The organism is Pseudomonas akapageensis (genome assembly GCF_011355085.1).
GTDB lineage: Bacteria > Pseudomonadota > Gammaproteobacteria > Pseudomonadales > Pseudomonadaceae > Aquipseudomonas > Aquipseudomonas akapageensis.
Genome location: NZ_VXCP01000020.1, coordinates 87,787 through 113,121, shown reverse-complemented (window position 1 = coordinate 113,121; position 25,335 = coordinate 87,787). Strand labels below are relative to the sequence as shown.

Sequence of the window (25,335 nt, the reverse complement as noted above, 5' to 3'; positions counted from 1 at the left end):
ACAAGGGAGCCCCTATGGGGCTCCAGCGCAGCCTACGGCAGCGGCTACATGATCGCTCGAGATCAGTTCCGCGCTCACGGAGCCCTCAGGCCCCCGGAACGAAGTGCTTCTGCGCCGTACCACGGGCAATCAGCCGCGACAGGTAGTCGAGCTTCTGCGCATCCTGGTCGACAAATCGGAACGTCAACTGCAGCCAGTCGCTGTCAGGCTTTGGCTCGAAGGCGACAACGGCATGCAGATAACCGTTGAGGCGAGCGACTTCGGCGTTTTCGCCTTGCTCCAGATCCAGCACGGCACCTTCAAGCACCTGTGGCAGCACTTCATTGCGGCGCACCACCAGCAGTGCTTCCTTGAGGCTCAGCGCCTTGATCACGCATTGCTGGTTACCGCTGGACAGCCGCAACTGCCCTTGTCCGCGCCCACTCGGCGCCTGGGCTGCAGGCCTTGGCGCCTGGGCCAACAGTGGCTTGGCCGCCGCCGGTACGGGCGCTGCCGGCTTTACTACCTCGGCCTTGCCGCCCGTCAGGGCGCTCAATGAGTCGTTGGCGAATGCCGAAGCACGTGCAGGCGCACCGGTCATCAGCGCGTCGAGCTTACCGATCTTGTTCAGGGCTTTCTTGACCTTGGTCAGCAACTGTTCATTGGTGAACGGCTTGCCAATGAAATCGGAAACGCCGGCCTGAATCGCCTGAACCACGTTTTCCTTGTCGCCGCGGCTGGTGACCATGATGAAGGGCATCGCCTTGAGGTTATCCTGCTGCCGGCACCAGCTGAGCAGTTCCAGGCCTGACATTTCCGGCATTTCCCAGTCACACAGGACCAGATCGAATGCCTCGCGCGTCAGCAGGGTTTGCGCCTTGCGACCATTGACGGCGTCTTCGATGACCACACCGGGAAACGAGTTGCGCAGACATTTTTTTACCAGATCACGGATAAACGGGGCGTCATCCACAACCAGCACACTGACTTTACTCATCTACCGCTCCTGAAAATTCCCGGCAAGCATAGCGCTGACTGATGGCCATTTGCCAAATCTTGGGCCACGCCGGGACTTTTTATTCGTACGCGGGTGCCTTCAATACCAGTGCCGCAAACGAAAACGCCCGGCCAAGGGCCGGGCGTTTATAGTCTCGGGCAGTCTTATTTATCGTCCGTTTCCTGCAGAACATTAGCGCTATCAGCGGTTCCCTCGACTTCTTCTTTCATCCGCTTCAACCCCAGGTGGCGAACATCGGTGCCGCGCACCAGGTAAATCACCAACTCGGAGATATTGCGCGCATGGTCACCGATGCGTTCCAGCGAACGCAGTGCCCAGATCACGTTCAGCACGCGCGAAATCGAACGCGGGTCTTCCATCATGTAAGTGACCAGTTCGCGCAGGGCGGTCTTGTACTCACGATCGATGGTCTTGTCGTACTGGGCCACTGACAACGCTAGGTCGGCATCGAAACGGGCAAAGGCATCCAGGGCATCGCGGACCATGTTGCGCACCTGGTCGCCGATGTGGCGAACCTCGACGTAACCGCGCGGCGATTCGCCTTCTTCACACAACTGGATGGCGCGACGGGCAATCTTGGTCGATTCATCGCCAATGCGTTCCAGGTCGATCACCGACTTGGAAATGCTGATGATCAAGCGCAAGTCTGACGCCGCCGGCTGGCGCCGGGCCAGAATGCGCACGCATTCTTCGTCGATGTTGCGTTCCATCTGATTGATCTGGTCGTCCACTTCCCGAACTTGTTGAGCCAGGCCCGAATCGGCTTCGATCAACGCGGTTACTGCGTCGTTGACCTGCTTCTCGACCAGGCCCCCCATCGCCAGGAGGTGGCTGCGCACTTCCTCGAGTTCAGCGTTGAACTGCTGAGAGATGTGGTGGGTGAGGCCTTCTTTACTGATCATATTTGGAATCCTTGAAGCGTCCAGTGAAGTGCGGTCGACCGCAGCGTTGAGTCAATCGGCCAGCGACTAGCCATATCGTCCAGTGATGTAGTCTTCAGTCTGCTTCTTCGCCGGATTGGTGAACAGCGTGTCGGTATCACCAAATTCGATCAGCTTGCCCATGTACATGAATGCGGTGTAGTCGGAAACTCGCGCCGCCTGTTGCATGTTGTGTGTCACGATGACGATGGTGAACTTGGACTTCAGCTCGTAGATCAGCTCTTCGACCTTCAGCGTCGAGATCGGGTCCAGTGCCGAGCATGGTTCATCGAGCAGCAGTACTTCGGGTTCCACGGCGATGGTGCGGGCAATGACCAGACGTTGCTGCTGACCACCGGACAGGCCCAGGGCCGACTCGTGCAGGCGATCCTTGACCTCATCCCAGAGCGCCGCGCCCTTGAGCGCCCACTCCACGGCTTCATCGAGCACGCGCTTCTTGTTGATGCCTTGAATGCGCAACCCGTAGACCACGTTTTCGTAGATGGTCTTGGGGAACGGGTTGGGCTTCTGGAACACCATGCCGACGCGACGACGCAATTCGGCGACATCCTCGCCCTTGCGGTAGATGTTGTTGCCATACAAGTTGATGGCGCCTTCCACACGGCAACCGTCGACCAGATCGTTCATCCGGTTGAAGGTACGCAACAAGGTCGACTTGCCGCAGCCGGATGGGCCGATGAAGGCCGTCACACGCTGCTTGGGAATGTTCATGCTGACGTCGTACAGCGCCTGCTTCTCGCCGTAGAACAGGCTCAGGCCCGGTACTTCGATGGCCACGGTTTCCTGTGCCAGGGTCAGGCTCTGCTTGTCGCGACCCAGGGCAGACATGTTGATGCCGTGGGTATGGGATTCGTGCTGCATGGGATACTCCATACGCTAACTATTCGATTCAATAAACCGCAGTTCAAGCGGCAATCAGCTGTCCAGCGCCTTGTACTTCTCGCGCAAGTGGTTGCGGATCGCTACGGCCGACAGGTTGAGCAAGGCGATCACCAACACCAGCAGCAGCGCCGTGGCGTACACCAGCGGCCGCGCGGCTTCGACGTTCGGGCTCTGGAAGCCGACGTCATAAATATGGAAGCCCAGGTGCATGATCTTCTGGTCCAGGTGCAGGTAGGGATAGTTGCCATCTACCGGCAGCGACGGCGCCAGTTTGACCACGCCTACCAACATCAGCGGCGCCACCTCACCGGCAGCGCGAGCAACCGCCAGGATCATGCCGGTCATCATCGCCGGGCTGGCCATTGGCAGCACGATCTTCCACAGGGTTTCGGCCTTGGTCGCACCCAACGCCAGCGAACCTTCGCGCACGGTGCGCGGGATTCGCGCAAGACCTTCTTCGGTCGCGACGATGACTACAGGCACCGCCAGCAGCGCCAGGGTCAGGGATGCCCAGAGCAACCCGGGAGTACCGAAGGTTGGCGCCGGCAGTGCTTCAGGGAAGAACAGTCGGTCAAGCGAGCCGCCCAGTACATAGACGAAGAAGCCCAGGCCGAATACGCCGTAAACGATGGCCGGAACACCAGCCAGGTTGTTCACGGCAATCCGGATCAGGCGAGTGACCGGGCCCTGCCGCGCATACTCTCGCAGATAGACCGCTGCCAACACGCCGAACGGCGTAACGATCATGGCCATGATCAGGGTCATCATCACGGTGCCGAAGATCGCCGGGAAAATCCCGCCTTCGGTATTGGCTTCGCGTGGATCGTCGCTGAGGAACTCCCAGACCTTCTTGAAGTAGAAGTTGACCTTGGTCAGGCTGCTCATCGCGTTCGGCTGGTAAGCGTGCACCACCTTGCCGATGCCGATTTCGACTTCTTTGCCGTTGGCGTCACGGGCCGTCATGCTGTCACGGTTGAACTGCGCGTGCAGATCGCCGAGGCGTGCTTCCACATCCTTGTAACGGGCGTTCAGCTCCGCGCGCTCGGTTTCCATGTCGGCTTGCGCGGCGGCATCGAGCTTGCCTTCGAGTTCCAGCTTGCGGGCATGCAGACGCAGGCGTTCAAGGCCGGCGTTGATCGCACCGATCTCGGTTTTTTCCAGGGTTTTCAGCTGTGCGGCGAGCTTGTTGACTCGCTCGACACGCGCTTGCAATTCAGGCCAGGCCGCTGCGCCTTCGGCGACGACCTTGCCGTCTTCCTTGACGTTGACCAGGTAGCCGTAGAAGTTACCCCACTCGCGACGCTCGACAGCCATCAGCTCTGCGGGCGTGGTCTGGTCGGTCAGCCACTCACCGACGATCCATGTGAAGTCGTTGCCGTTCAGGTCCCGGTTGCCGACCTTGATCAGCTCGCGGGTCATGAACTCCGGGCCCTCGTCCGGCACAGGCAAGCCTGCACTTTTCAAGCGCTCACGGGGCACTTCTTCCTTCTGTACCACTTCGCCGACGACCACATGGTTGGCTTGGCCGGGAATGCCGTAGTTGGCCTGGACAATGTCAGCCGGCCAGAAGTGACCCAGGCCGCGCACGGCGATCACCGCCAATAGACCGATAGTCATGATGACGGCGATGGACACCGCACCACCACTGATCCAGACGCCGGGGGCGCCGCTCTTGAACCAGCCTTTCAGGGAGTTCTGTTTCACAGACTTCTACCTTTCTTAAAGCGACGAGTATTTCTTGCGCAGACGCTGACGGATCAGTTCTGCGAGGGTATTCATGACGAAGGTGAACAACAGCAGCACCAGCGCCGAAAGGAACAGCACGCGATAGTGGCTGCCGCCAACTTCAGACTCCGGCATTTCCACGGCGACGTTGGCCGCCAGGGTCCGCAGGCCTTCGAACAGGTTCATTTCCATGACCGGTGTGTTACCGGTGGCCATCAGCACGATCATGGTTTCACCCACGGCGCGGCCCATACCGATCATCAATGCCGAGAAAATCCCCGGGCTGGCGGTCAGAATCACCACCCGCGTCATGGTTTGCCACGCCGTGGCGCCCAGTGCCAGCGAACCCAGAGTCAGGCTGCGCGGCACGCTGAAGACGGCGTCTTCGGCGATCGAGTAGATGTTCGGGATCACCGCGAAGCCCATGGCCAGACCGACCACCAGGGCGTTGCGCTGGTCGTAGGTAATGCCCAGGTCGTGAGAGATCCACAGGCGCATGTCACCGCCGAAGAACCAGGTTTCCATGTACGGGCTCATGTACAGCGAGAGCCAGCCCACGAACAGGATCACCGGGATCAGGATCGCGCTCTCCCAGCCATCCGGCACCCGCAGGCGCAGCGACTCGGGCAGGCGGCTCCAGGCAAAACCAGCGACCAGGATGCCGATCGGCACCAGCATCAACAGGCTGAAGATGCCCGGCAGATGACCTTCGACGTAAGGCGCAAGAAACAGGCCGGCGAAGAAGCCGAGGATCACCGTCGGCATCGCTTCCATCAGCTCGATCACCGGCTTGACCTTGCGGCGCATGCCCGGCGCCATGAAGTAAGCGGTGTAGATAGCCGCGGCGACAGCCAGCGGTGCGGCCAGCAGCATGGCGTAGAACGCAGCCTTCAGCGTACCGAAGGTCAGCGGCGAAAGGCTCAGCTTGGGTTCGAAGTCGGTGTTGGCGGCGGTCGACTGCCAGACGTATTTAGGTTCGTCGTAGTTCTCGTACCAAACCTTGCTCCACAGCGCGCTCCAGGACACTTCCGGGTGCGGGTTATCGAGCAGCAACGGCTGAAGCTTGCCACCCGCCTCGACGATGATCCGGTTGGCCCGTGGCGACAGGCCGAAGATGCCCGAACCTTCGACCACAGGCTCGACCAGCAGGGTACGGTGAGCCGTGCTGTGGAACACGCCCAACTTACCCGATGCATCCAGTGCGACGAAGCCTTTGCGGCGCTCTTCAGCAGTGATTTCGACGATCGGCGTGGTGCCCATCTGGAAATTGCGGATAAGTTTCAGGCGCTGCTCGCCATCCGGGTCGCGAGCCATGAACCATTGCGCCAGGCCGCCTTTGGAGTCACCGAAAATCAGCGAGATGCCGCCCACCAGTTGAGCACTGGCAGTCACTTCGGCTTCGCCGTCTTCAAGCAGCTTGTAACGACCGTTGAGGCTCTTTTCGCGCAGGCTGAAGACATCGGCCTGGGCGCGACCGTTGACCACATACAGCCATTGCTGGCGCGGGTCGATGAAGATGGCTTTGACCGGCTCGGTCATTTGCGGCAAGTCGATGCGATTGGTCTCGCTGGTGACTTCACCGGTCATCATGTTTTCTTCGCGGCTCAACGACAGCACATGCAGTTGCGAACCGGTCGAACCGGCAACTACCAGGGCCGAGTCGGTGGCATTGAGACTGACATGCTCAAGCGCCCCACCCTGCTCGTTCAACACGATCGGCGTTTCGCCATAAGGATATTCAACGGCCGGGGTGATGGTTTTCTTACCGTCCGGATAGCTGACCTTGTAGGTATGGCGGAACACCAGTGCCTGGCCATTGGACAGGCCGACCGCCACCAGGGGATGCCCGGGCTGGTCTTTGCCAATGGACGATACGCTGACACCCGCCGGAATCGGCAGGTTGACGCGGCTCAGTTCAGCACCGTCCTCGATATTGAAGAACAGCGCCTGACCCTTGTCGGAAACGCGCATGCCGACCTGGTTCTGCTCTTCAAGGGAGAACATCAGGGGCTTGCCGGCGTCCTGCATCCAGGCAGGCGCAACAGCCTTCTCGGCCGTCAGGCTCGCGCCCTGGAACAAAGGCAAGACCACGTAGGCCAGGAAGAAGAAGATCAAGGTGATTGCGCCGAGGACGGCCAGGCCGCCGATCAGCACGTACCAGCGGGTCAGACGGTCCTTGAGCGCACGGATGCGACGCTTGCGTTGCAGGTCAGGCGTATTGAAGTCAATTCGCTTGGGGGGATTGGTAGTCATGTTGGAGTTGGCCAGATCATTCATGCGCTCACCCTAGCGATCCTGTATGACAGAAAGATGACAGTGCAGTGACGTAACAAATCCGCCGCCCGTAAAAACCGGCAGCGGATATAAAAATCTTATGCATGTATATGTGTAGGAGCCGGCTTGCCGGCGATTCAGACGACTCGATTCGTCAGTCTCACCGCGGTGATGCCTTCGCCGGCAAGCCGGCTCCCACAGAGTCAGGGCTCCTGCCCTGACTCAGGGTGTTACTTTTTTGCGACTTCAGCACCGCCTTCCTGCAGACCCAGGTCAGCCAGTGCTTTTGCAGCAACCTTGGCTGGCAGTGGGATGTAGCCGTCTTTCACAACCACTTCCTGACCCTGCTTGGACAGGACCAGTTTCACGAACTCGGCTTCCAGCGGGGCCAGAGGCTTGTTCGGGGCCTTGTTGACGTAGACGTAGAGGAAACGCGACAGCGGGTATTTGCCGTTCAGTGCGTTTTCTTCGGTGTCTTCGATGAAGTCAGTGCTGCCTTTCTTGGCCAGGGCCACAGTCTTCACGCTGGCAGTCTTGTAGCCGATGCCCGAGTAACCAACGCCGTTCAGCGAGCTGCTGATCGACTGCACGACCGAAGCCGAGCCTGGTTGTTCGTTGACGTTAGGCTTGTAGTCGCCTTTGCACAGGGCCTCTTCCTTGAAGTAGCCGTAGGTGCCGGATACCGAGTTACGACCGAACAGTTGCACTGGCTTGTTGGCCAGGTCGCCGGTCACGCCCAGGTCGCCCCAGGTTTTCACGTCGGCTTTGGCGCCGCACAGACGAGTCGAGGAGAAAATCGCGTCGACTTGTTCCATGGTCAGGTGCTGGATCGGGTTGTCCTTGTGCACGAAAATCGCCAGGGCATCCACGGCAACCGGAATAGCGGTCGGCTTGTAACCGTACTTCTGCTCGAAGGCAGCCAGTTCGGTGTCCTTCATCTTGCGGCTCATCGGGCCCAGGTTGGCGGTGCCTTCAGTCAGCGCGGGTGGCGCGGTGGCAGAGCCAGCGGCCTGAATCTGGATGTTTACGTTCGGGTATTCTTTTTTGTAGGACTCAGCCCACAGGGTCATCAGGTTAGCCAGAGTGTCGGAACCAACGCTGGACAGGTTGCCCGATACGCCGGTGGTCTTGGCGTAGCTCGGGATAGCAGGGTCGACAGCGGCAACCGCGTGGGCAGTTGCAACGCCAGCAGCGACAAAGGTCATTGCCGCCATCAAACGCTTCAGTTTCATGCCTTACTCCTAGCAGATAGGGTTGTAGTTGGATCGGGCCCAAGTATCTGCAGGCCGCATGACTACTCTATGAAAGGAATATGACAATTAGATGAAAGGCCATCACCGCGATTGCGATGATGGCCTGCAAGGTCTGACGAGAAGTGCCAGATTTAGAGGAGTTCAGCGCTTTTTGGCCAACAAGTACAGGCCCACCAGCAGACCAATGGTACAGATGCCAGCCACATAATAGGCCGGCCCCATCGGGCTGTATTTGAGCAACAGCGTCACCATCATGGGCGTCAGGCCGCCGAAGATGGCGTAGGCCAGGTTGTAGGAAAACGAAATCCCCGAGAAACGCACGACCGGCGGAAAGGCGCGCACCATCACATAAGGCACCGCGCCTGCCAGCCCGACAAACAGGCCCGTCAGGCTGTACATCGGGAACAACCAGTCCGGGTGCGCCTGCAGGTTGTGGTAGAACGCCCAGGAGCTGGCCAGCAGCAACAGGCTGCCACTGACAAATACCCGCCCCGCACCAAAGCGATCGGCCAGGATCCCGAAACCCACGCAACCCAGCGTGAGGAACACGATGGCAAGGCTATTGGCTTGCAAGGCTACGGTCGGGGTGAAGCCATAGACGGTCTGCAGCACAGTTGGTGTCATCAGGATGACCACGATGATTCCGGCTGACAGCAGCCAGGTCAGCAGCATCGACAGCACGATCGCACCGCGGTGATCGCGCAACACGGCCTGAAGCGGGATCTCTTCGGCCAGCGCCTTGCGTTGCTGCAGCTCGGCAAACACCGGCGTCTCGTGCAACCAGCGGCGCAGGTAAACCGCCAGCAAACCGAAGACACCTCCCAGCAGGAAAGGGATGCGCCAGGCATAGTCGGCCACTTCAGTAGGGGTATAGAGGCTGTTGATCAGCGTCGCAACCAGCGAGCCCAGCAGAATACCTGCCGTCAATCCGGCCGTAAGCGTGCCGCAGGCATAGCCGGTATTGCGCGCCGGTACGTGCTCGGAGACGAACACCCAGGCACCGGGCACCTCGCCACCGATGGCCGCGCCCTGGATCACGCGCATCAACAACAGCAGGATCGGCGCCCACAAGCCAATCTGCGCGTAAGTCGGCAGGCAGCCCATGATCAAGGTCGGCACGGCCATCATGAAGATACTGAGGGTAAACATCTTCTTTCGCCCCAGCAGGTCGCCAAAGTGCGCCATGACGATGCCGCCCAGCGGCCGCGCCAGGTAGCCCGCCGCGAAGATGCCGAACGTCTGCATCTGGCGCAGCCACTCGGGCATGTCGACCGGGAAAAACAGTTTGCCGACCACGGTGGCGAAAAAGACGAAGATGATGAAATCGTAGAATTCCAGCGCGCCACCCAAGGCAGACAGCGACAAGGTTTTGTAGTCGCTGCGGGTCAGCGGGCGCGACGGCTGCGCGATACTCGAGGGCACGGAGGTCATGAAAAGGCATCTCTTATAGGCAATTCATACCCGAACAGCGCTGGTTCGGGCCTGGCAGGAGTCCTGCAAGATAACAAATTGCGTGAAAAAGCACATAGATGACGCTTTGCATAGTCATAATTGGAACTGGACGGTCGTCGCTGAGCCTATGGCTCGATATACTGGGCCCCCATAGGTAGTGCCGCAGGAACAGGTTGCCACCCTGATAAGGGGGTGTTGTGCGAAAACGCAGCTAATTATCCTTAGCCGATTTCGCAGAGCTCCCCTTCTACGCCTCTGCAAGCGAAAGCAGCGTATTATGTTCGTGCTGAATCGTTTTTTTGAGGTGTTTATAAACTGCGCCAACAAACGAAGAAACATGGGTCAGAGGCACCCACGGCATGATTGAACTCGAACAAGAAGATCCTATTCCACAAGGCGATCTGGCCTTGCAGATCACGGCGTTACCCCGCGAAACCAACGGCTTCGGCGACATTTTTGGCGGCTGGCTGGTCGCACAGATGGATCTTGCCGGCACTGCCATGGCCAGCCGGGTCGCAGGTGGGCGGGTTGCCACGGTTGCTATCGACCGCATGGCTTTTCTGGTCCCTGTAGCCGTTGGTGCACAGCTATCCTTTTATACTCAGACCCTCGAAATCGGCCGCAGCTCGATCCGGATGATGGTTGAGGTGTGGAGCGATGATCCCTTGTCCAGCGAATGGCGCAAGGTCACTGAGGCAATCTTCGTGTTCGTCGCCATCGACGGCAGCGGACGCACCCGCTCGGTTCCACCTCGTCGTTGATGGACTGGCGCGGTAAACTCGATAGGGATTGGATGGTCAAAATCCACAATGATCCTGGAACGAGATACCCGTATGTCCACGCCCAAAGTCGAACTGGTCAAGCTTGATGAACTGAACTGCTGGCGCATCAGCAATGGTCGCGCCCAGTTGGTCGTGGCCCAGCAAGGCGCGCAGATCCTCAGCTATCAACGCGACGGCGAAAACCCACTGATCTGGGCAAACGACCAGGCACTGTTCAAACAAGGCAAATCCGTGCGCGCCGGCGTGCCGGTGTGCTGGCCCTGGTTCGGTAATCTGGCGCGCAATCCGCAAGCCGTTCAAGCCATGCGCCGCAGCGATGAGCCGGCACCCGCTCATGGTCTGGTGCGCGGGCGCGATTGGCAACTGCTGGAAATCGACAGCTCTGGTGATGACATCCGCGTGGACTTCAGCCTGCCAGAGGCCCAGGGCGACTTGCCTGGCTGGCCGCACAATGTCGAACTGAAGATGAGCATCGTGCTCGGCGAACAACTGCGGGTAAGTCTGACCAGTTTCAACCTTGGCAGCGATACCGTCAGCATCAGCCAGGCGCTACACAGCTATTTCGCTGTCAGCGATGTGCGCCAGGTGAGTGTCGAAGGTGTGGCCGGGCTGGGCTACATCGAAACCCTGGAAGACTGGCAGGAGCGTACCCAGCAAGGCGACCTGCGCTTTGCCGGCGAGACAGACCGCATCTACCTGCAAACGCCTGCGAAGTTGAGCATTGTCGACCGGGACTGGAAGCGCCGGATCGACCTGACCAGCAGCGGCTCGAACAGCGCGGTCATCTGGAACCCCTGGACCGAACGTGCCGCGCAGTTCAGCGATATGGCCGATGACGGCTGGCAAGGGATGCTTTGCATCGAGACGGCCAATGTCTGGGATGACATTATCGAGTTGCGGCCGGGGGCCAGTCATACACTTGGGTTGAGTATTTCAAGCTCAACCCTTTAGGCCTTCGGCCATCGCGGGCAAGCCCGCTCCCACAGGGGTCAGTGGCGCACGCGGACTCTGTGGGAGCTGGCTTGCCAGCGATGAGGCCCTGACGGTCCCCTACAGATCCGCATCCACCACGACACGAACATTGCTCGCATCCAGCGCATAAGCCGCATCGGCCAGGTCATTGGTGACCTTCTCGACCTTCAAGCTGCCCGTGACCCACAGCGGCGTGTAGATATCGTCCAGCTTCAGCCCATGGGGATAGCGCACCAACACCAGCTGATTGGGCGGTGGCGGTGGTACGTGGATGCAGGCGCCCGGATAAGGGACCAGAAAGAACAGCGTGCTGCGGCCCTTGGCATCGGTTTCCAGCGGCACCGGGTAGCCGCCCAGGCGAATGTTCTTGCCATTCATGCCGGGCACGGTCTTGGTCGAATACATCACTGCCGGCAGGCCCTTGCTCTGTTTGAGCCCGCCCTTTTCGGTGAAGGTGCCATTGGCTTCGGGCGAGCTGTGGTCGATTTCCGGCATTTGCTCGAGGGCTTTCTGGTCGGACTTTGGCATCAATTCCAGCCAATCGGTTTCCGGCAGTTGGGCGTTGGCCAGGCTGCTGCACAGCAACAGCGACATCAGGAAGAAGCGGCGCATGACATGCTCGACAAAAAGGAGGTGAATTTCGCCGCGCATTCTAGCCCTCTCCGCCTGCGCAGCAGAGAGGGCCCGAGACCAATTGTCAGTTTTTTCTGACCATTGAGTAAATTACCAGCAAGACCACGGCACCAACGAGCGCGCCGATGAAACCTGCGCCCTGCCCGGCTTGATAAATGCCCAGCGCCTGACCGCCGTAGGTTGCCGCCAGCGATCCGCCGATACCCAGCAATATGGTCATGATCCAACCCATTGGATCATCGCCAGGCTTCAGGAAGCGAGCCAGCAAGCCAACGATCAAACCGATGAAAATGGTGCCGATGATGCCCATGGGATTCCCTCTGAATGATTAGCCCTGCGCCAAAGCCTAGTCAGGGCTTTGGCATCCTGCCATTCAGAGGGTGACATCCGTCGCGTGAATCAGGCCTTGATCAGTGCTTCGACCTGTTTGACCTGCGCTTGCAGGGTCGCCATGTCGGCGCTGCGCACGGTGGCATGGCCTACTTTGCGGCCGACCTTGAACGCCTTGCCATAATGGTGCAGGTGGCAATCGTCGATGCTGATGACCTTGTCCACCGGCGGCACTTCACCAATGAAATTCAGCATGGCGCTTTCGCCGACTTTCGCCGTCGAACCTAGCGGCAAGCCGGCAACAGCACGCAGATGGTTCTCGAACTGACTGCACTCGGCGCCTTCGATGGTCCAGTGCCCGGAGTTGTGCACCCGTGGTGCAATCTCGTTGGCCTTCAAACCGCCATCCACTTCGAAGAACTCGAATGCCAGCACACCGACATAGTCGAGTTGCTTCAGCACGCGGCCAGCATAGTCTTCGGCCAGGGCCTGCAGCGGATGTTCGCTGCTGGCAACCGACAGGCGCAGGATGCCGCTCTCATGGGTGTTGTGCACCAATGGGTAGAAACGGGTCTCGCCATCACGGGCACGCACAGCGATCAGCGAAACTTCGCCGGTAAAGGATACGAAGCCTTCCAGCAGGCAGGGCACGCTACCGAGTTCAGCGAAGGTACCGACGACATCGGCTGCCGTACGCAGCACTTTCTGGCCTTTGCCGTCATAACCCAGGGTGCGGGTCTTGAGAACAGCCGGCAGACCGATACTGGCGACCGCAGCATCCAGGTCGGCTTGCGACTGGATGTCGGCAAATGCCGGGGTCGGGATACCCAGGTCCTTGAACATGCTCTTTTCGAACCAGCGATCGCGGGCGATACGCAGCGCTTCGGCGCTTGGGTAGACCGGTACGAACTGGGACAGGAACGCCACGGTTTCGGCAGGCACGCTTTCGAACTCGAAGGTCACCAGATCGACTTCATCGGCCAGCTGCCGCAAATGGTCCTGATCACCGTAGTCGGCGCGCAGGTGCTCGCCCAGCGAGGCGGCACAAGCGTCCGGCGCAGGATCGAGAAAAGCGAAGTTCATCCCCAGCGGAGTACCCGCCAGAGCCAACATGCGACCCAATTGGCCGCCACCGATTACACCGATCTTCATGCTTGAAACCTCAGGCCTGGCGCGGATCTGGATTTTCCAGGACGTTGTCTGTCTGCTCTGCGCGGAATTGCTTCAACACCGCGTGGAACTGCGGATGCTTGGCACCCAGGATGCTTGCCGACAGCAGCGCGGCGTTGATCGCGCCGGCCTTGCCGATCGCCAGTGTCGCCACGGGAATCCCGGCTGGCATCTGCACGATCGAGAGCAAAGAGTCCACGCCCGAGAGCATCGACGATTGCACCGGCACACCGAGCACTGGCAGGTGAGTCTTGGCCGCACACATGCCTGGCAGGTGCGCAGCGCCGCCAGCACCGGCGATGATCACTTCGATCCCGCGGCCTTCAGCTTCTTCGGCGTACTGGAACAGCAAGTCCGGCGTGCGGTGGGCAGAAACCACTTTGACTTCGTAAGGGATACCGAGCTTTTCCAGCATATCGGCGGTGTGGCTAAGGGTGGACCAATCGGACTTGGAGCCCATGATCACGCCAACCAATGCACTCATCGTCGTGCCTCTTCTCTTGGGCGCCCGCAGGCGCGTCAAAAAACAACAAGCCACGCAGGAAGACCGGCGTGGCTTGTTATGCGAATTATAGCCGGTCGGACCGGCCAAAGGCCGCGCAGTATACCGCAAACCCGTGGGTTTGATGCACCTTCCATCAGCGCCAAATACAGTGTTTTTACTGACTTTCTGGTCAATCGGCGGCGCCCCCTGTTGCGGGTCATTCGTGACTCAGGATTTAGTTATGGCCACCATCGCCCGCCCGCGCGCCCTATCGCGAGCAAGCTTTACTCACACAGGTGCATGGCACAATTTTGTATGAAGGCCATCCAGGCTTTTGATTGTTGGAGTACCGCAGATGTACCTGCGACAGGCCGCGCGGGCGGCCGATAGTGGCCATAAATAAATCTCACGCAAGGCACAACCATGGCAAACCTGCCATATCGCGGCCAGTTCACTGTGGCTTCTTGTAGGACCCTTCTGAAATATCCAACCAGCCTGAACTAGTACTTGTACCCGCTCCGAGGAACATCTTACCTTCCATTCACCGGTGTCGAAAAACGCACTGAGCATGATGGTCGCTCCGGCATATCGCGGCCCGACGCAACATGTACAAGAAACATGGCAAGCGCATTAAGAATGCGCCAAAGCCTGATTTTCGGCAGGCCACTGATTTTTTGAATTCCAAATGACTGGAGTATCAAAAATTCGGTGGTTACTTCAGACCTTCCCTAATGCTTGTGCTTGGATGGCGATGTGGTCGATAACGCTGACCGTATTATGTTGAAACATCACGGATGATGAAGATGACAACAGTAGTTAAGAAGCTTGTACCTTCTGCCCAAGAGAAACAGCAAATCCGCAGCCTGCTTGACGAAATCATGAAAGAGCCGGGCATGGGCAATCAGTACCTGTTCATGGAGAAAGCTGCACTGTATGCGCAGGAGCTGCCTCGCCGTATTCGTGAGGAGTTCTACCAGTTTAAACGCAGGGAAGAGTCTGCGGTCCTGTTGGTATCTGAAAACCCAGTTTTGCTCAATGGCGCTGGTCCGAGCCCATCCAAGCACATTGAAATCGATCCGGAGTACCGTTTGAATGACGCAAAAATTCTCCATGGGCTTTACGGGTCATTGCTTGGAGAGGGCATTGGTTTTACCTCCCAGCGTGAAGGGAGCATATATAATAATATTGTTCCATTGAAAGATTATAGTAAAATCCCCAATTCCAGCGGTGGCTCTAATCTGGATTTTGGTTTTCATGTAGAAGATGCATTCCATCCTGCACGCGCGGAATATCTCGGCCTGGTCTGCATGCGAAATGATGAATGTGCAGCAACCACTGTCTCTTGTATCGATGGGATCGAACTTACTCCAGAGGAAAAGCGAGCTCTGTTCGAGCTGCGATTCAAAATCTCTCATAACCCGATCCACAGTACATCAAATGTTGTGGAGGAGACGTCCCAAGCTATCCTGTTTGGGCATGAAGACATGCCGTACGTGAAGATCAATGCCGCTCGTATGAATCTTGATGAGTACCAAGGTGTAGAACGCCGAGCGCTGGAAAAGCTGCTACATCATTTCGAGCAAAATCGGGTGGCGATGATGCTCAAACCGACGGACTGCATTTTCGTGGACAACTACCGCTGTGTCCACGCGCGTGACTCGTTCGAGGCAAATTACGGAGAGGGCGCACGCTGGCTTGCCCGTGTAGTGTTCGCGAGCAATTTGCGTAAATCGCGGACTATGCGGGACTCGGTAGCCACTCGTGCAATCAACGCATAAGGTAGGTTGCCCATGGATGGCTCTGCATGCTCGAGTTTGGCCCTACCTCAATTTTGTCTAGGTGATGGATCGTCGCTAGACAGTGGTGTGTCGTTCGGTTCACGTCGTCCGGTGGTTATCTTTGAATCTGGTGTTGGCGGGTTGACGGTGGCAAAACACATCCTGAAGTTGATGCCGAATACAGACTTACTCTATGTCGCTGACAACCTTTGGTTTCCCTATGGGAGCAAACCAGGCTCTGCTATTGCGCGGCGTGTAAAACTATTGTTTGATGAACTACGGTTGTTAGTAAATCCCCAAGCAATAGTGGTGGCTTGTAACACAGCATCGGTCGCGATTAGCAACGCAGGCAGCGCTGCTGAAAAAGGAGATTGCATTCGTATTTCCCCTCCAGTGGTGGAGGCGGCTCATCTCTCACTCAGTAAAAAGATTGTGATCCTGGCAACATCCAGTACGCTCGAGAATTCGGCGATCAAGGACGCAATTGCCGCGGAGCGCCAGCACGCTGCTGTTTGGCCAATTGCCTCGCAGATAATGGTTGGGCTTGCTGAAATGAAACTGGCTGGAGGGCAGGTTGAGGTTTATAAACTCGCAGAGTTGGTAAGCAAGCACCTTTCCGATGAGGAGCGAAAGTCCGTCGATACAGTATTGCTAGGCTGCACTCACTTCCCTCATCTTGTAGAGGAGTTGCGACAGGTTTTTCCCGCAGCACTCAATTGGGTTGATCCTGCGTATCATGTAGCCTTGGAGCTGCAGGCTCGTATCGAGCATCAGACTAGTCATACAGAAAGGCCCGCTAGATTGGCTGCATTTACAAGTGTTGAGGGGGTACGTGAATATAGTCAGGTTTTTCTCGACAACGGATTCAATCAAACAAAATTAAGTTATAAACAGCATAGAGCGATGGTGATGATGGAATAAATAAGCGTTGCTAGCAAGGTGGCTGTGTGTATTGGCATTCAGCTGCATGAGGGCTGCATGATATTTTTCAACGCGAGCTTTTATGGTCTGGAATTGAGTACCTTATAATGACAAGTAGGGAAGCGAAAGCTGGCGGTGCTCAATATAAATGGGTTGTTCTTTTGGTGGCAACGTTGGCGCAGGCGTGTGCCTGTTTTTTTGTACAAGGCTTTGGATCAATAGCCTTGAACATCAAGCAGGGGATGTTATTGAGTGATTGGCAAATCGGCTTGTTGGTTTCTGCAGCACAGCTCGTTCCTTTAGCGGGATTGCTTGTGGCGGGTGAATTGCTTGATCGTTACAGCGAAAGATTTGTCGTAGGCATCGGCACATTAATTGTGGGTGCCAGTTTGTGTGCCGCTTCGGTTGCCAGTGACTACAGTATGTTGCTGATGTTATTTGTGATACTGGGGTTGGGGTATAGCACTGCTCAGCCAGGTGGTAGCAAATCCGTTTCGAGCTGGTTTGCAAACAAGCAGTTGGGATTCGCAATGGGGATTCGCCAAGCTGGTTTGCCTCTTGGCGGTGCAATAGCCACCTTGCTTTTGCCTTATATTGCGCAGCGTTTTTCTTTCCAGTTCGCGTTTCTCTGCAGTGGTTTAGTCGCGATCACCGGAGGGCTTTTGTTTATGCTTCTGTATAAATCGCCGCCGCTCAAAACGGTTCAGGCCAAAAAGGCGGTTAACTTGAAAGCAGCTGTCGTCGCAAGGCTTTCAATGGTGACGGAGCCCTCAATGATAAATATAATGATGTCGGGCGCAAGCCTAACGGCGTCGCAATATGGCGTGTCAGTGTTTTTAGTCCTCTACTTACATACCTCGTTGGGATTAAGTGCTTCCCTGGCAACGACGATGTTTTTCATTGTATTGGGCTTTGGTGTGATCGGTAGAATTGTCTTGGCGGCTTGGAGTGACAAGTGTCGGCACGGTCGGTTCTTCCCCGTGCTCACATGTTTGCTGGGAGCTGGAGTCGCGTTAGTTTTACTCCCAATGTTGCATACTTCAAATCCGTTAGTTTTAGCGTTATTTATGGCATTTACCGGTTTTTTTGCGTATGGATGGTATGGGCCTTGGGTTGCCTACGTAGCCGATTCTGCACCAGCAGACAGAAAGGGGTTTGCTCTCGGAATGGCAATGACGGCTAACCAGATTGGCGTGGTATTGGTGCCGCCAACCATTGGTTTGGCTAAGGATGTTCTTGGCACTTACTCGTATGGTTGGTATGGATTAGCACTTCTTTCTGTATGGGTTCTTTATAATACCCATAAGCGGGCAAACATAGGGGTGGTTACTACTTGATAACAGCTTTACAGGTAATGGATAGGGCTGCAGGATCGCTAATACTGATTTCGGTGTTCTGGGTCGATTGGCCACTCTGAAAAGTCGGCGGGAGCGGAGTTCGACCAGAAACACGCGACTACTTCAGCCCCTCCCCTATGACGCTGTACTTTATTCGCACAACCATCCCATTTAATGGGCCCGACCATAAAACACCCACATGCGAAAAACAACACTGTGCCTTGGAAGGAACACAGTGCGCTTTTTCAAAATGTTTATTATGCGCTTGCCTGCGCCGCGCCGCCTTCCAGCTTGCGCCACAGCAACCGCACGTTGGCCTTGCGCACCAGCGCGCAGCGATACAGGCGGATCTCCAGCGGTACATGCCATTGCGGGCCACCGCACACTACCAGTTCGCCGCGCTCCAGTTCGGCACGGGCGCTGAGTTGTGGCACCCAGGCGATCCCCAGTCCTTCGAGCGCCATGCTCTTGAGGCTGTCGGCCATGGCGGTTTCATAGACCGTGGTATAGCGCAGGTTGCGCTGGCGCAGCAACAGGTTCACCGAGCGCCCGAGAAAGGCCCCGGCACTGTAAGCCAGCAGCGGTACGCTGCCTTCGGCCTCCAGATCGTACATCGGTTTGCCATCGGCATCGGCGGCGCAGACCGGCAACATCTCCGTGTGCCCCAGGTGCAGCGAAGGAAAGATCTCCGAATCCATCTGCAAGGCGGCATCGGGGTCATAGAACGCCAGCATCAGGTCGCAGCCCCCTTCACGCAAGGCGTGCACGGCATCGCCGACGTTGGTGGCAACCAGCCGGGTAGCGATGTTCAGCCCCTCGTTACGCAATTGCGCGATCCAGCGAGGAAAAAAACCGAGCGCCAGCGAGTGGGCTGCCGCCACCTGCATGACCTCGCCCTGCCCGCCTTCAAGGTGGTGCAGGTGACGCAAGACTTCACCCAACTGCTCGACCACCGTGCGTGCCGTCACCAGGAACAACTGCCCGGCCGCCGTGAGCTCGATGGGCGTGCGCGAGCGGTTGACCAGCGTCAGGCCCAACGCGGCTTCGAGGCTGCGGATACGTCGACTGAATGCAGGCTGGGTAACGAAGCGGCGCTCGGCCGCCTGGGAAAAACTGCGAGTTGCAGCCAGCGCGCTGAAGTCTTCCAGCCACTTGCTTTCAAGGTTCATGAGGTCCTCCACAGACCTTTCAAACGGCTTCACACGTTCGAATCAAAATGGGCGTCACACCAACATTATGCCGTTTCTGCATAGGGCAGTGTGTAACAGCATTGGCCCCAATTTCTCCACAGGCCTAGCATTGGCAGTGTTCCGGCCCTGACCGGCTCCTTATTGAGAATATCTCTATCATGTCCTCCGCTGCATCATTGCGCATCGAAAAAGACCTGCTTGGCGCTCTCGAAGTTCCCGCTGAAGCGTACTACGGCATCCAGACCCTGCGAGCGGTGAATAACTTCCGTCTCTCGGGCGTTCCGATCTCGCACTACCCCAAGCTGGTCGTGGCCCTGGCCATGGTCAAGCAAGCCGCTGCCGACGCCAACCGCGAACTCGGCCACCTCAGCGCCGACAAGCATGCTGCCATCAGCGAAGCCTGTGCTCGCCTGATCCGCGGCGACTTCCATGAGCAATTCGTGGTCGACATGATTCAAGGCGGCGCTGGCACTTCGACCAATATGAATGCCAACGAAGTCATCGCCAACATCGCGCTGGAGGCCATGGGCCACAGCAAGGGCGAATACCAGTACCTGCACCCGAACAACGACGTGAACATGGCTCAGTCGACCAACGACGCCTACCCGACGGCGATTCGCCTGGGTCTGCTGCTCGGTCATGACGCCCTGCTCGCCAGCCTCGACAGCCTGATCCAGGCCTTCGCCGCCAAGGGTGAAGAGTTCAGCCACGTCTTGAAGATGGGCCGTACCCAGCTGCAAGACGCCGTGCCGATGACCCTCGGCCAGGAATTCCGTGCGTTCGCCACCACGCTGACCGAAGACCTTCAGCGCCTGCGCACTCTGGCTCCGGAAGTGCTGACCGAAGTGAACCTGGGCGGTACTGCCATCGGTACCGGCATCAACGCCGACCCTGGCTACCAGGCCCTGGCCGTATCGCGCCTGGCGACCATCAGCGGCCAGCCGCTGGTCCCGGCTGCCGACCTGATCGAAGCCACCTCCGACATGGGTGCGTTCGTACTGTTCTCGGGCATGCTCAAGCGTACCGCGGTCAAGCTGTCGAAGATCTGCAACGACTTGCGCCTGCTCTCCAGCGGCCCGCGTACCGGCATCAACGAAATCAACCTGCCAGCGCGTCAGCCAGGCAGCTCGATCATGCCAGGCAAGGTCAACCCGGTTATCCCGGAAGCGGTCAACCAGGTTGCCTTTGAAATCATCGGTAACGATCTGGCCCTGACCATCGCTGCCGAAGGTGGCCAGCTGCAGCTGAACGTGATGGAGCCGTTGATCGCCTACAAGATCTTCGACTCGATCGGCCTGCTGCAACGCGCCATGGACATGCTGCGCGAACACTGCATCGTCGGCATCACTGCCAACGAACAACGCTGCCGCGAACTGGTCGAACATTCCATCGGCCTGGTCACTGCACTGAACCCGTACATCGGCTACGAGAACGCCACCCGTATCGCCCGCGTTGCGCTGGAAAGCGGCCGCGGCGTACTGGAACTGGTGCGCGAGGAAGGCCTGCTCGACGACGTCATGCTCGCCGACATCCTGCGCCCGGAAAACATGATTGCTCCACGCTTGGTGCCTCTGAAGGCCTAAGCCGCAACACGCTCACCAGGTCGAGGGACTAGACACCTCTCACCTTTTGAGGGCTCGAAGCGAAGGCTTCGGGCCCTTTTTTTTGCTTTGTCCATGAGCCACGGCTTGGCGTACTGTTGACGTGTTCCGTACCGCCGTCGATCAAAGGAGAATGGGCAATGAACCCGGTCAAATCGCAAGCTGCCAAACACATCATGGTGCTCTATACCGGCGGCACCATCGGCATGCAAGCAAGCGCCAGCGGCCTGGCACCGGCCTCCGGACTTGGAGAACGGATGCGCGAGCAACTCGCCGGACAGCCTCAGCTGACCTTGCCCCAATGGCGCTTTCGCGAACTGCTGCCACTGATCGACAGCGCCAACATGACCCCGGTCTATTGGCAACAACTGCGCGAAGCTGTGATCGCAGCCGTCGATGAGGGTTGTGACGCCGTGTTGGTGCTGCATGGCACCGATACTTTGGCCTACAGCGCAGCAGCGATGAGCTTTCAGCTGCTGGGACTTGAGGCGCCAGTGGTCTTCACAGGGTCCATGTTGCCGGCCGGCGTACCGGACAGCGATGCCTGGGAAAACATCATCGGCTCATTGCAGGCGCTGGCGCGGGGCCTGGCCAGTGGCGTTCATCTGTTCTTCCACGGCGCAATACTGACGCCCACCCGTTGCGCCAAGATCCGCAGTTACGGCCGTAGTCCGTTTGCGATGCTCAATCGCAATGGCGGAGCTGAAATCGCAACCGATCTTCCAGCAGCGCTGGACTACCGCCAACCCAAGCAGCTGGCCAACGTTGCCGTACTGCCCCTGTTTCCGGGGTTCGGCGCGCAACCGCTGGAAGCGGTGATCGACAGTGGGATTCAGGCGCTGGTGCTCGAATGCTTCGGCAGCGGCACCGGGCCTTGCGACAATCCGGAGTTTCTCGCCGCATTGAAAAAGGCACAGGCACGCGGGATACCGGTGGTGGCAATCACTCAATGCCATGAAGGCGGGGTCTTTCTGGATACCTACGAAGCAAGTAGCCGTCTGCGTGAGGTTGGCGTGCTTTCGGGAGGTGGAATGACCCGCGAAGCGGCGTTCGGGAAGTTGCATGCCTTGATTGGGGCGGGATTGGCGCAAGAAGAGATTCGGCGTCTTGTGGCGTTGGATCTTTGTGGGGAGTTACGCTGATTTTGGAGGCCCTTTGGGCCTCATCGCTGGCAAAGCCCCGGCACACAAATTGCTGTCTCTCACCAGCCCCCAAGCTGGATACCGCGCATGCTCCACTCACACCTGACCACCCTCAACGCCGTCTCCCTGGTCCTCAATACCTTCAAGGCCGAAGGTCTCTCCAGCGAAGCACTACTGGCCGGCAGCGGCATCAACGAAGCCGACCTGGAACGGGCCGATCCGCGCATCACCACCAGCCAGGAAATGCAGGTCTGCGCCAACGCCGTAGCCCTGCGCCAGGAGATCGGCCTGGAGCTGGGGCGACGCCTGCATGTTTCCTCCTACGGCATGCTCGGTTACGCATTGCTCTCGAGTGCCACCTTAGGTGACGCTTTGCGCCTGGCCCTGCAGTACCCGGCGCTGCTGGGAACACTTTTCCATTTGCAGCTGATCGAGGATGGCGAACGGGTCTGGCTGAGCGCCAGCGATTACCGTGACCGACCAAACCTGGCGGTGTTCAATGGCGAACTCTGCCTGACCTCGATGAAAATCATCTGCGACGACATGCTCGGCCATCCCCTGCCATTGGTTGCTGCGCGCTTCGCCCACCCCGCACCGGACTATCACGCTCACTACGCCGAAACATTCGACTGCCCCGTGCAATTCGACGCGGCGGACCACGGGTTCGCCTTCGCCAAAACCTGGCTGGAACATCCCCTGCCGCTGGCAGACGAGGTGACGCATCGAGCGATGGCCGAACGTTGTCGACGGCAGAACACCGAGTTCAACGGCCGCCAGACATGGCTGGGGCGTATCCGCGAACTGTTGACCACTCAACTGGACGCAGCCCCCGGCCTTGACGGCCTGGCGCGACAAATGAATTGTTCGGCGCGGACGTTGCGTCGTCATTTGCATGAAATGGGTACCAGCTACCAGGAATTGCTCGACGAGCTACGCTTCGAGCGAGCCAAGCAATTGCTGGCGGAGAATAAGCTGCCGATCTATCGGATTGCCGAAACCCTGGGCTTTAGCGAAACCGCCAGCTTCCGCCATGCCTTTTTGCGCTGGAGCGGAGTGGCGCCCAGCCATTACCGCGCCTGACCAAAACATCACGCCACAAAAAGGGCGAAATGCGGACAATCAGCTTGGCCATAATGATCCCCTTTTGGCCGTTCCTGCCGTTCTCTCACGGGCCCTCACGCATCAACAATGAGCCGTGCTTGAGCCCTTGGAGAATAAGAAAAATGCTGACGATTTACTCGGACGATCACCACCTGCACCACGGCCGGTGCGAATTGATGGACGGGCAACTGATGCCCTGTTTCGAAATGCCCTCGCGCGCCGATCATGTCCTGCAGCGTGTCAAGGACCGCAATCTCGGCCCAGTGCAAGCACCCAGGGATTTTGGCCGGGCACCACTGCAACGTATCCACAGCGCCGACTACCTGGACTTCTTCCAGGGTGCCTGGGCACGCTGGAGCGAGCTCAATCGCGATGGCGATCTATTACCCTTCACCTGGCCAGCCCGCACCCTGCGCACACTGAAACCGAAAAGCCTGCTGGGCGAACTCGGCTATTACAGTTTCGATGGCGGCGCACCGATCACCGCCGGCACCTGGCAAGCTGCCTACAGCGCGGCACAAGTTGCGTTGACGGCTCAGGCTGTAATCCAGGCCGGTGCACACAGTGCTTTCGCTCTCTGCCGTCCACCGGGGCACCACGCCGCCGGCGACCTCATGGGTGGCTACTGCTACTTGAACAACGCAGCGATTGCAGCCCAGGCATTTCTCGACCAGGGCCATGCCAAGGTCGCGATCCTTGACGTGGACTATCACCACGGCAATGGCACCCAGTCGATTTTCTACGACCGCAGCGATGTTTTTTTCGCCTCGATCCATGGCCATCCGGAAGCGGAGTTCCCGTTCTTCCTCGGCTATGCCGATGAGCTGGGCGAAGGCGCCGGAGAAGGGTTCAATATCAACTACCCACTGGCCGCCGGCAGCGATTGGGACACCTGGAGCGCCGCACTGGACCAGGCGTGCGAGCGCATCGAAGCCTATGCGCCGGACGTGCTAGTGATCTCCCTGGGAGTCGACACCTTCAAGGACGATCCGATTTCCCAGTTCAAGCTCGACAGCCCTGACTACCTGCGCATGGGCCAACGTATCGCCAGGCTTGGCAAACCGACCTTGTTCGTGATGGAAGGCGGCTATGCGGTCGAAGAGATCGGCATCAATGCGGTGAACGTACTTGAAGGTTTCGAAAGCGCTCAACAGGAAGCTCATGCATGAACAGACTCAAACGTCTCCTCGCCCCTGTGTTGTGTACAGCCCTGCTCAGCGGCGCGGTCCAGGCTGAAGAACAACGTACCTTGCGCGTGTATAACTGGTTCGACTACATCACCCCGCAAACCCTCGTGGACTTCCAGAAAGACACCAATGTCAAACTGATCTACGACATCTTCGACACCAACGAAGCCCTCGAAGCCAAGCTGCTGACCGGCAACTCCGGTTATGACGTGGTCGTGCCTTCCAACGTCTTCCTGGCCAAACAGATCGAAGCCGGGGTATTCCAGCCAATCGACCGCAGCAAGATTCCAAACTGGTCGCATCTTGATCCGAAGCTGATGAAGCTGATCGAGGCCAACGACCCGGGCAACAAATATGGCGTGCCCTACATGTACGGCACGGTGCTGATCGGCTTCAACCCCGCCAAAGTCAAAGCGGTGCTGGGTGACAACGCACCGGTCGATAGCTGGGACCTGATCTTCAAGGAAGAGAACATCAGCAAACTCCAGCAGTGTGGCGTTGCCCTGCTCGACTCACCGTCCGAGATACTGCCCCTGGCCCTGAGCTACCTGGGCTTGCCGCCCAACAGCAAAGATGCTGGCGACTACAAGAAAGCCGAAGCGCTGATGATGAAAATTCGTCCGCACGTCACCTACTTCCACTCTTCCAAGTACATGGCTGACATTGCCAACGGCGATATCTGTGTTGCCGTCGGTTATTCCGGCAGCTTCTCCCAGGCGGCCAACCGCGCCAAGGAGGCGAAGAACGGCGTCGTGGTGGACATGCGCCTGCCCAAGGAAGGTGCGCCGATCTGGTTCGACATGCTGGCCATTCCAAAGGGTGCGGCCGATCAGGAAGACGCCCACGCGTTCATCAACTATCTGTTGCAGCCAAAAGTGATCGCACCGATCAGCGACTTTGTCGGCTACCCGAACCCCAACAAGGACGCGACCGACCTGGTCGACCCGGCGATCCGCAACAACCCGAATCTGTACCCGACCGAGGAGGCCATGGCCAAGCTCTACACCTTGCAGCCATTGCCTCGTGATGCCGAGCGGGCACGGACCCGGGCCTGGACCAAGATCAAGTCGGGAACCTGACGGCCTCATCGCGGGCAAGCCCGCTCCCACAGGGATTGATGGTGTTCACAAAATCGTGAATTCACACAGATCGACTGTGGGAGCTGGCTTGTCAGCGATCGACC

At 58.2% G+C, this 25,335-nt stretch carries 22 protein-coding genes; 10 read left to right on the top strand and 12 right to left on the bottom strand.

Annotation, left to right across the window (positions count from 1 at the left end; genetic code table 11):
* Positions 1 to 85: 85 nt before the first annotated feature.
* From F2S13_RS15610 to F2S13_RS15580, 7 genes are all read right to left on the bottom strand, one after another.
* On the bottom strand, positions 86 to 976 hold the full coding sequence (locus F2S13_RS15610; RefSeq protein ID WP_166362319.1) for a response regulator: 891 nt from the start codon (positions 974 to 976) through the stop codon (positions 86 to 88).
* A gap of 164 nt (positions 977 to 1,140) precedes the next feature.
* The gene (gene phoU, locus F2S13_RS15605) at positions 1,141 to 1,899 is read right to left on the bottom strand and encodes a phosphate signaling complex protein PhoU (RefSeq protein WP_166362316.1); all 759 of its coding nucleotides are present in this window, start codon (positions 1,897 to 1,899) and stop codon (positions 1,141 to 1,143) included.
* A 66-nt stretch (positions 1,900 to 1,965) separates the two neighbouring features.
* A complete protein-coding gene (gene pstB, locus F2S13_RS15600) occupies positions 1,966 to 2,799 on the bottom strand; it encodes a phosphate ABC transporter ATP-binding protein PstB (protein WP_166362314.1) in 834 nt (277 codons plus the stop codon).
* 54 nt (positions 2,800 to 2,853) lie between these two features.
* The gene (gene pstA / locus F2S13_RS15595) at positions 2,854 to 4,524 is read right to left on the bottom strand and encodes a phosphate ABC transporter permease PstA (RefSeq protein ID WP_166362312.1); all 1,671 of its coding nucleotides are present in this window, start codon (positions 4,522 to 4,524) and stop codon (positions 2,854 to 2,856) included.
* A 15-nt stretch (positions 4,525 to 4,539) separates the two neighbouring features.
* Positions 4,540 to 6,573 (bottom strand): ABC transporter permease subunit, encoded by a 2,034-nt coding sequence (locus F2S13_RS15590; RefSeq protein WP_178119020.1) that lies wholly within the window; start codon positions 6,571 to 6,573, stop codon positions 4,540 to 4,542.
* Between the two features lie 476 nt (positions 6,574 to 7,049).
* On the bottom strand, positions 7,050 to 8,051 hold the full coding sequence (locus F2S13_RS15585; RefSeq protein ID WP_166362308.1) for a phosphate ABC transporter substrate-binding protein PstS family protein: 1,002 nt from the start codon (positions 8,049 to 8,051) through the stop codon (positions 7,050 to 7,052).
* Between the two features lie 162 nt (positions 8,052 to 8,213).
* The gene (locus F2S13_RS15580; protein ID WP_166362306.1) at positions 8,214 to 9,503 is read right to left on the bottom strand and encodes an MFS transporter; all 1,290 of its coding nucleotides are present in this window, start codon (positions 9,501 to 9,503) and stop codon (positions 8,214 to 8,216) included.
* A 380-nt stretch (positions 9,504 to 9,883) separates the two neighbouring features.
* Here F2S13_RS15580 and F2S13_RS15575 point away from each other — a divergent pair, with 380 nt between their 5' ends.
* A complete protein-coding gene (locus F2S13_RS15575; RefSeq protein ID WP_166362304.1) occupies positions 9,884 to 10,285 on the top strand; it encodes an acyl-CoA thioesterase in 402 nt (133 codons plus the stop codon).
* Between the two features lie 72 nt (positions 10,286 to 10,357).
* Positions 10,358 to 11,257, top strand: a complete 900-nt coding sequence (locus F2S13_RS15570) for a D-hexose-6-phosphate mutarotase (RefSeq protein ID WP_166362302.1) — start codon at positions 10,358 to 10,360, stop codon at positions 11,255 to 11,257.
* Positions 11,258 to 11,356: 99 nt separating this feature from the next.
* Here F2S13_RS15570 and F2S13_RS15565 read toward each other — a convergent pair whose 3' ends face one another.
* From F2S13_RS15565 to purE, 4 genes are all read right to left on the bottom strand, one after another.
* On the bottom strand, positions 11,357 to 11,890 hold the full coding sequence (locus F2S13_RS15565) for a DUF3299 domain-containing protein (RefSeq protein ID WP_166362369.1): 534 nt from the start codon (positions 11,888 to 11,890) through the stop codon (positions 11,357 to 11,359).
* Positions 11,891 to 11,975: 85 nt separating this feature from the next.
* Complete coding sequence (locus tag F2S13_RS15560; RefSeq protein ID WP_166362300.1) at positions 11,976 to 12,221, bottom strand: GlsB/YeaQ/YmgE family stress response membrane protein; 246 nt, start codon at positions 12,219 to 12,221, stop codon at positions 11,976 to 11,978.
* An 89-nt stretch (positions 12,222 to 12,310) separates the two neighbouring features.
* Positions 12,311 to 13,393, bottom strand: a complete 1,083-nt coding sequence (locus F2S13_RS15555; protein WP_166362298.1) for a 5-(carboxyamino)imidazole ribonucleotide synthase — start codon at positions 13,391 to 13,393, stop codon at positions 12,311 to 12,313.
* Positions 13,394 to 13,403: 10 nt separating this feature from the next.
* Positions 13,404 to 13,895, bottom strand: coding sequence for a 5-(carboxyamino)imidazole ribonucleotide mutase (purE, locus tag F2S13_RS15550; protein WP_166362296.1), 492 nt, complete (start codon positions 13,893 to 13,895; stop codon positions 13,404 to 13,406).
* 803 nt (positions 13,896 to 14,698) lie between these two features.
* On the opposite strand from purE, the gene F2S13_RS15545 reads away from it, so the two are divergent.
* From F2S13_RS15545 to F2S13_RS15535, 3 genes are all read left to right on the top strand, one after another.
* Positions 14,699 to 15,673: a TauD/TfdA family dioxygenase gene (locus tag F2S13_RS15545; protein ID WP_166362294.1), complete on the top strand. Its 975-nt coding sequence runs from the start codon at positions 14,699 to 14,701 to the stop codon at positions 15,671 to 15,673.
* A gap of 12 nt (positions 15,674 to 15,685) precedes the next feature.
* Positions 15,686 to 16,594, top strand: coding sequence for a glutamate racemase (gene murI / locus F2S13_RS15540; RefSeq protein WP_166362292.1), 909 nt, complete (start codon positions 15,686 to 15,688; stop codon positions 16,592 to 16,594).
* 107 nt (positions 16,595 to 16,701) lie between these two features.
* Positions 16,702 to 17,931: an MFS transporter gene (locus F2S13_RS15535; protein ID WP_166362290.1), complete on the top strand. Its 1,230-nt coding sequence runs from the start codon at positions 16,702 to 16,704 to the stop codon at positions 17,929 to 17,931.
* Between the two features lie 257 nt (positions 17,932 to 18,188).
* On the opposite strand, the gene F2S13_RS15530 is transcribed toward F2S13_RS15535, so the two are convergent.
* Positions 18,189 to 19,100: a LysR substrate-binding domain-containing protein gene (locus F2S13_RS15530; RefSeq protein ID WP_166362288.1), complete on the bottom strand. Its 912-nt coding sequence runs from the start codon at positions 19,098 to 19,100 to the stop codon at positions 18,189 to 18,191.
* 179 nt (positions 19,101 to 19,279) lie between these two features.
* Between F2S13_RS15530 and aspA the strand changes: the two genes are divergently transcribed.
* The 5 genes from aspA (at position 19,280) to F2S13_RS15505 (ending at position 25,231) form a co-directional block, all read left to right on the top strand.
* Positions 19,280 to 20,704: an aspartate ammonia-lyase gene (gene aspA, locus F2S13_RS15525; RefSeq protein WP_166362286.1), complete on the top strand. Its 1,425-nt coding sequence runs from the start codon at positions 19,280 to 19,282 to the stop codon at positions 20,702 to 20,704.
* Positions 20,705 to 20,862: 158 nt separating this feature from the next.
* A complete protein-coding gene (locus tag F2S13_RS15520) occupies positions 20,863 to 21,864 on the top strand; it encodes an asparaginase (protein WP_166362284.1) in 1,002 nt (333 codons plus the stop codon).
* An 87-nt stretch (positions 21,865 to 21,951) separates the two neighbouring features.
* Positions 21,952 to 22,944 carry an AraC family transcriptional regulator gene (locus tag F2S13_RS15515; protein WP_166362282.1) on the top strand — a complete coding sequence of 331 codons (993 nt, stop codon included), beginning with the start codon at positions 21,952 to 21,954 and terminating at the stop codon, positions 22,942 to 22,944.
* A gap of 143 nt (positions 22,945 to 23,087) precedes the next feature.
* Entirely contained in the window at positions 23,088 to 24,134 is a 1,047-nt protein-coding gene (locus F2S13_RS15510; RefSeq protein WP_166362280.1) for a histone deacetylase family protein, read from the top strand.
* On the top strand, positions 24,131 to 25,231 hold the full coding sequence (locus F2S13_RS15505) for a polyamine ABC transporter substrate-binding protein (protein WP_166362278.1): 1,101 nt from the start codon (positions 24,131 to 24,133) through the stop codon (positions 25,229 to 25,231). Before F2S13_RS15510 ends, F2S13_RS15505 begins: the two co-directional genes overlap by 4 nt.
* Positions 25,232 to 25,335 lie beyond the last annotated feature (104 nt).

Bases quoted from the DNA above. Each gene is read 5' to 3' on its own strand.
- F2S13_RS15610 (WP_166362319.1), bottom strand. From the start codon at position 976: ATGAGTAAAGTCAGTGTGCTGGTTGTGGATGACGCCCCGTTTATCCGT.
- phoU (WP_166362316.1), bottom strand. From the start codon at position 1,899: ATGATCAGTAAAGAAGGCCTCACCCACCACATCTCTCAGCAGTTCAAC.
- pstB (WP_166362314.1), bottom strand. From the start codon at position 2,799: ATGCAGCACGAATCCCATACCCACGGCATCAACATGTCTGCCCTGGGT.
- F2S13_RS15590 (WP_178119020.1), bottom strand. From the start codon at position 6,573: ATGCAGGACGCCGGCAAGCCCCTGATGTTCTCCCTTGAAGAGCAGAAC.
- F2S13_RS15585 (WP_166362308.1), bottom strand. From the start codon at position 8,051: ATGAAACTGAAGCGTTTGATGGCGGCAATGACCTTTGTCGCTGCTGGC.
- F2S13_RS15580 (WP_166362306.1), bottom strand. From the start codon at position 9,503: ATGACCTCCGTGCCCTCGAGTATCGCGCAGCCGTCGCGCCCGCTGACC.
- F2S13_RS15575 (WP_166362304.1), top strand. From the start codon at position 9,884: ATGATTGAACTCGAACAAGAAGATCCTATTCCACAAGGCGATCTGGCC.
- F2S13_RS15570 (WP_166362302.1), top strand. From the start codon at position 10,358: ATGTCCACGCCCAAAGTCGAACTGGTCAAGCTTGATGAACTGAACTGC.
- F2S13_RS15565 (WP_166362369.1), bottom strand. From the start codon at position 11,890: ATGCGCCGCTTCTTCCTGATGTCGCTGTTGCTGTGCAGCAGCCTGGCC.
- F2S13_RS15560 (WP_166362300.1), bottom strand. From the start codon at position 12,221: ATGGGCATCATCGGCACCATTTTCATCGGTTTGATCGTTGGCTTGCTG.
- F2S13_RS15555 (WP_166362298.1), bottom strand. From the start codon at position 13,393: ATGAAGATCGGTGTAATCGGTGGCGGCCAATTGGGTCGCATGTTGGCT.
- purE (WP_166362296.1), bottom strand. From the start codon at position 13,895: ATGAGTGCATTGGTTGGCGTGATCATGGGCTCCAAGTCCGATTGGTCC.
- F2S13_RS15545 (WP_166362294.1), top strand. From the start codon at position 14,699: ATGACAACAGTAGTTAAGAAGCTTGTACCTTCTGCCCAAGAGAAACAG.
- murI (WP_166362292.1), top strand. From the start codon at position 15,686: ATGGATGGCTCTGCATGCTCGAGTTTGGCCCTACCTCAATTTTGTCTA.
- F2S13_RS15535 (WP_166362290.1), top strand. From the start codon at position 16,702: ATGACAAGTAGGGAAGCGAAAGCTGGCGGTGCTCAATATAAATGGGTT.
- F2S13_RS15530 (WP_166362288.1), bottom strand. From the start codon at position 19,100: ATGAACCTTGAAAGCAAGTGGCTGGAAGACTTCAGCGCGCTGGCTGCA.
- aspA (WP_166362286.1), top strand. From the start codon at position 19,280: ATGTCCTCCGCTGCATCATTGCGCATCGAAAAAGACCTGCTTGGCGCT.
- F2S13_RS15520 (WP_166362284.1), top strand. From the start codon at position 20,863: ATGAACCCGGTCAAATCGCAAGCTGCCAAACACATCATGGTGCTCTAT.
- F2S13_RS15515 (WP_166362282.1), top strand. From the start codon at position 21,952: ATGCTCCACTCACACCTGACCACCCTCAACGCCGTCTCCCTGGTCCTC.
- F2S13_RS15510 (WP_166362280.1), top strand. From the start codon at position 23,088: ATGCTGACGATTTACTCGGACGATCACCACCTGCACCACGGCCGGTGC.
- F2S13_RS15505 (WP_166362278.1), top strand. From the start codon at position 24,131: ATGAACAGACTCAAACGTCTCCTCGCCCCTGTGTTGTGTACAGCCCTG.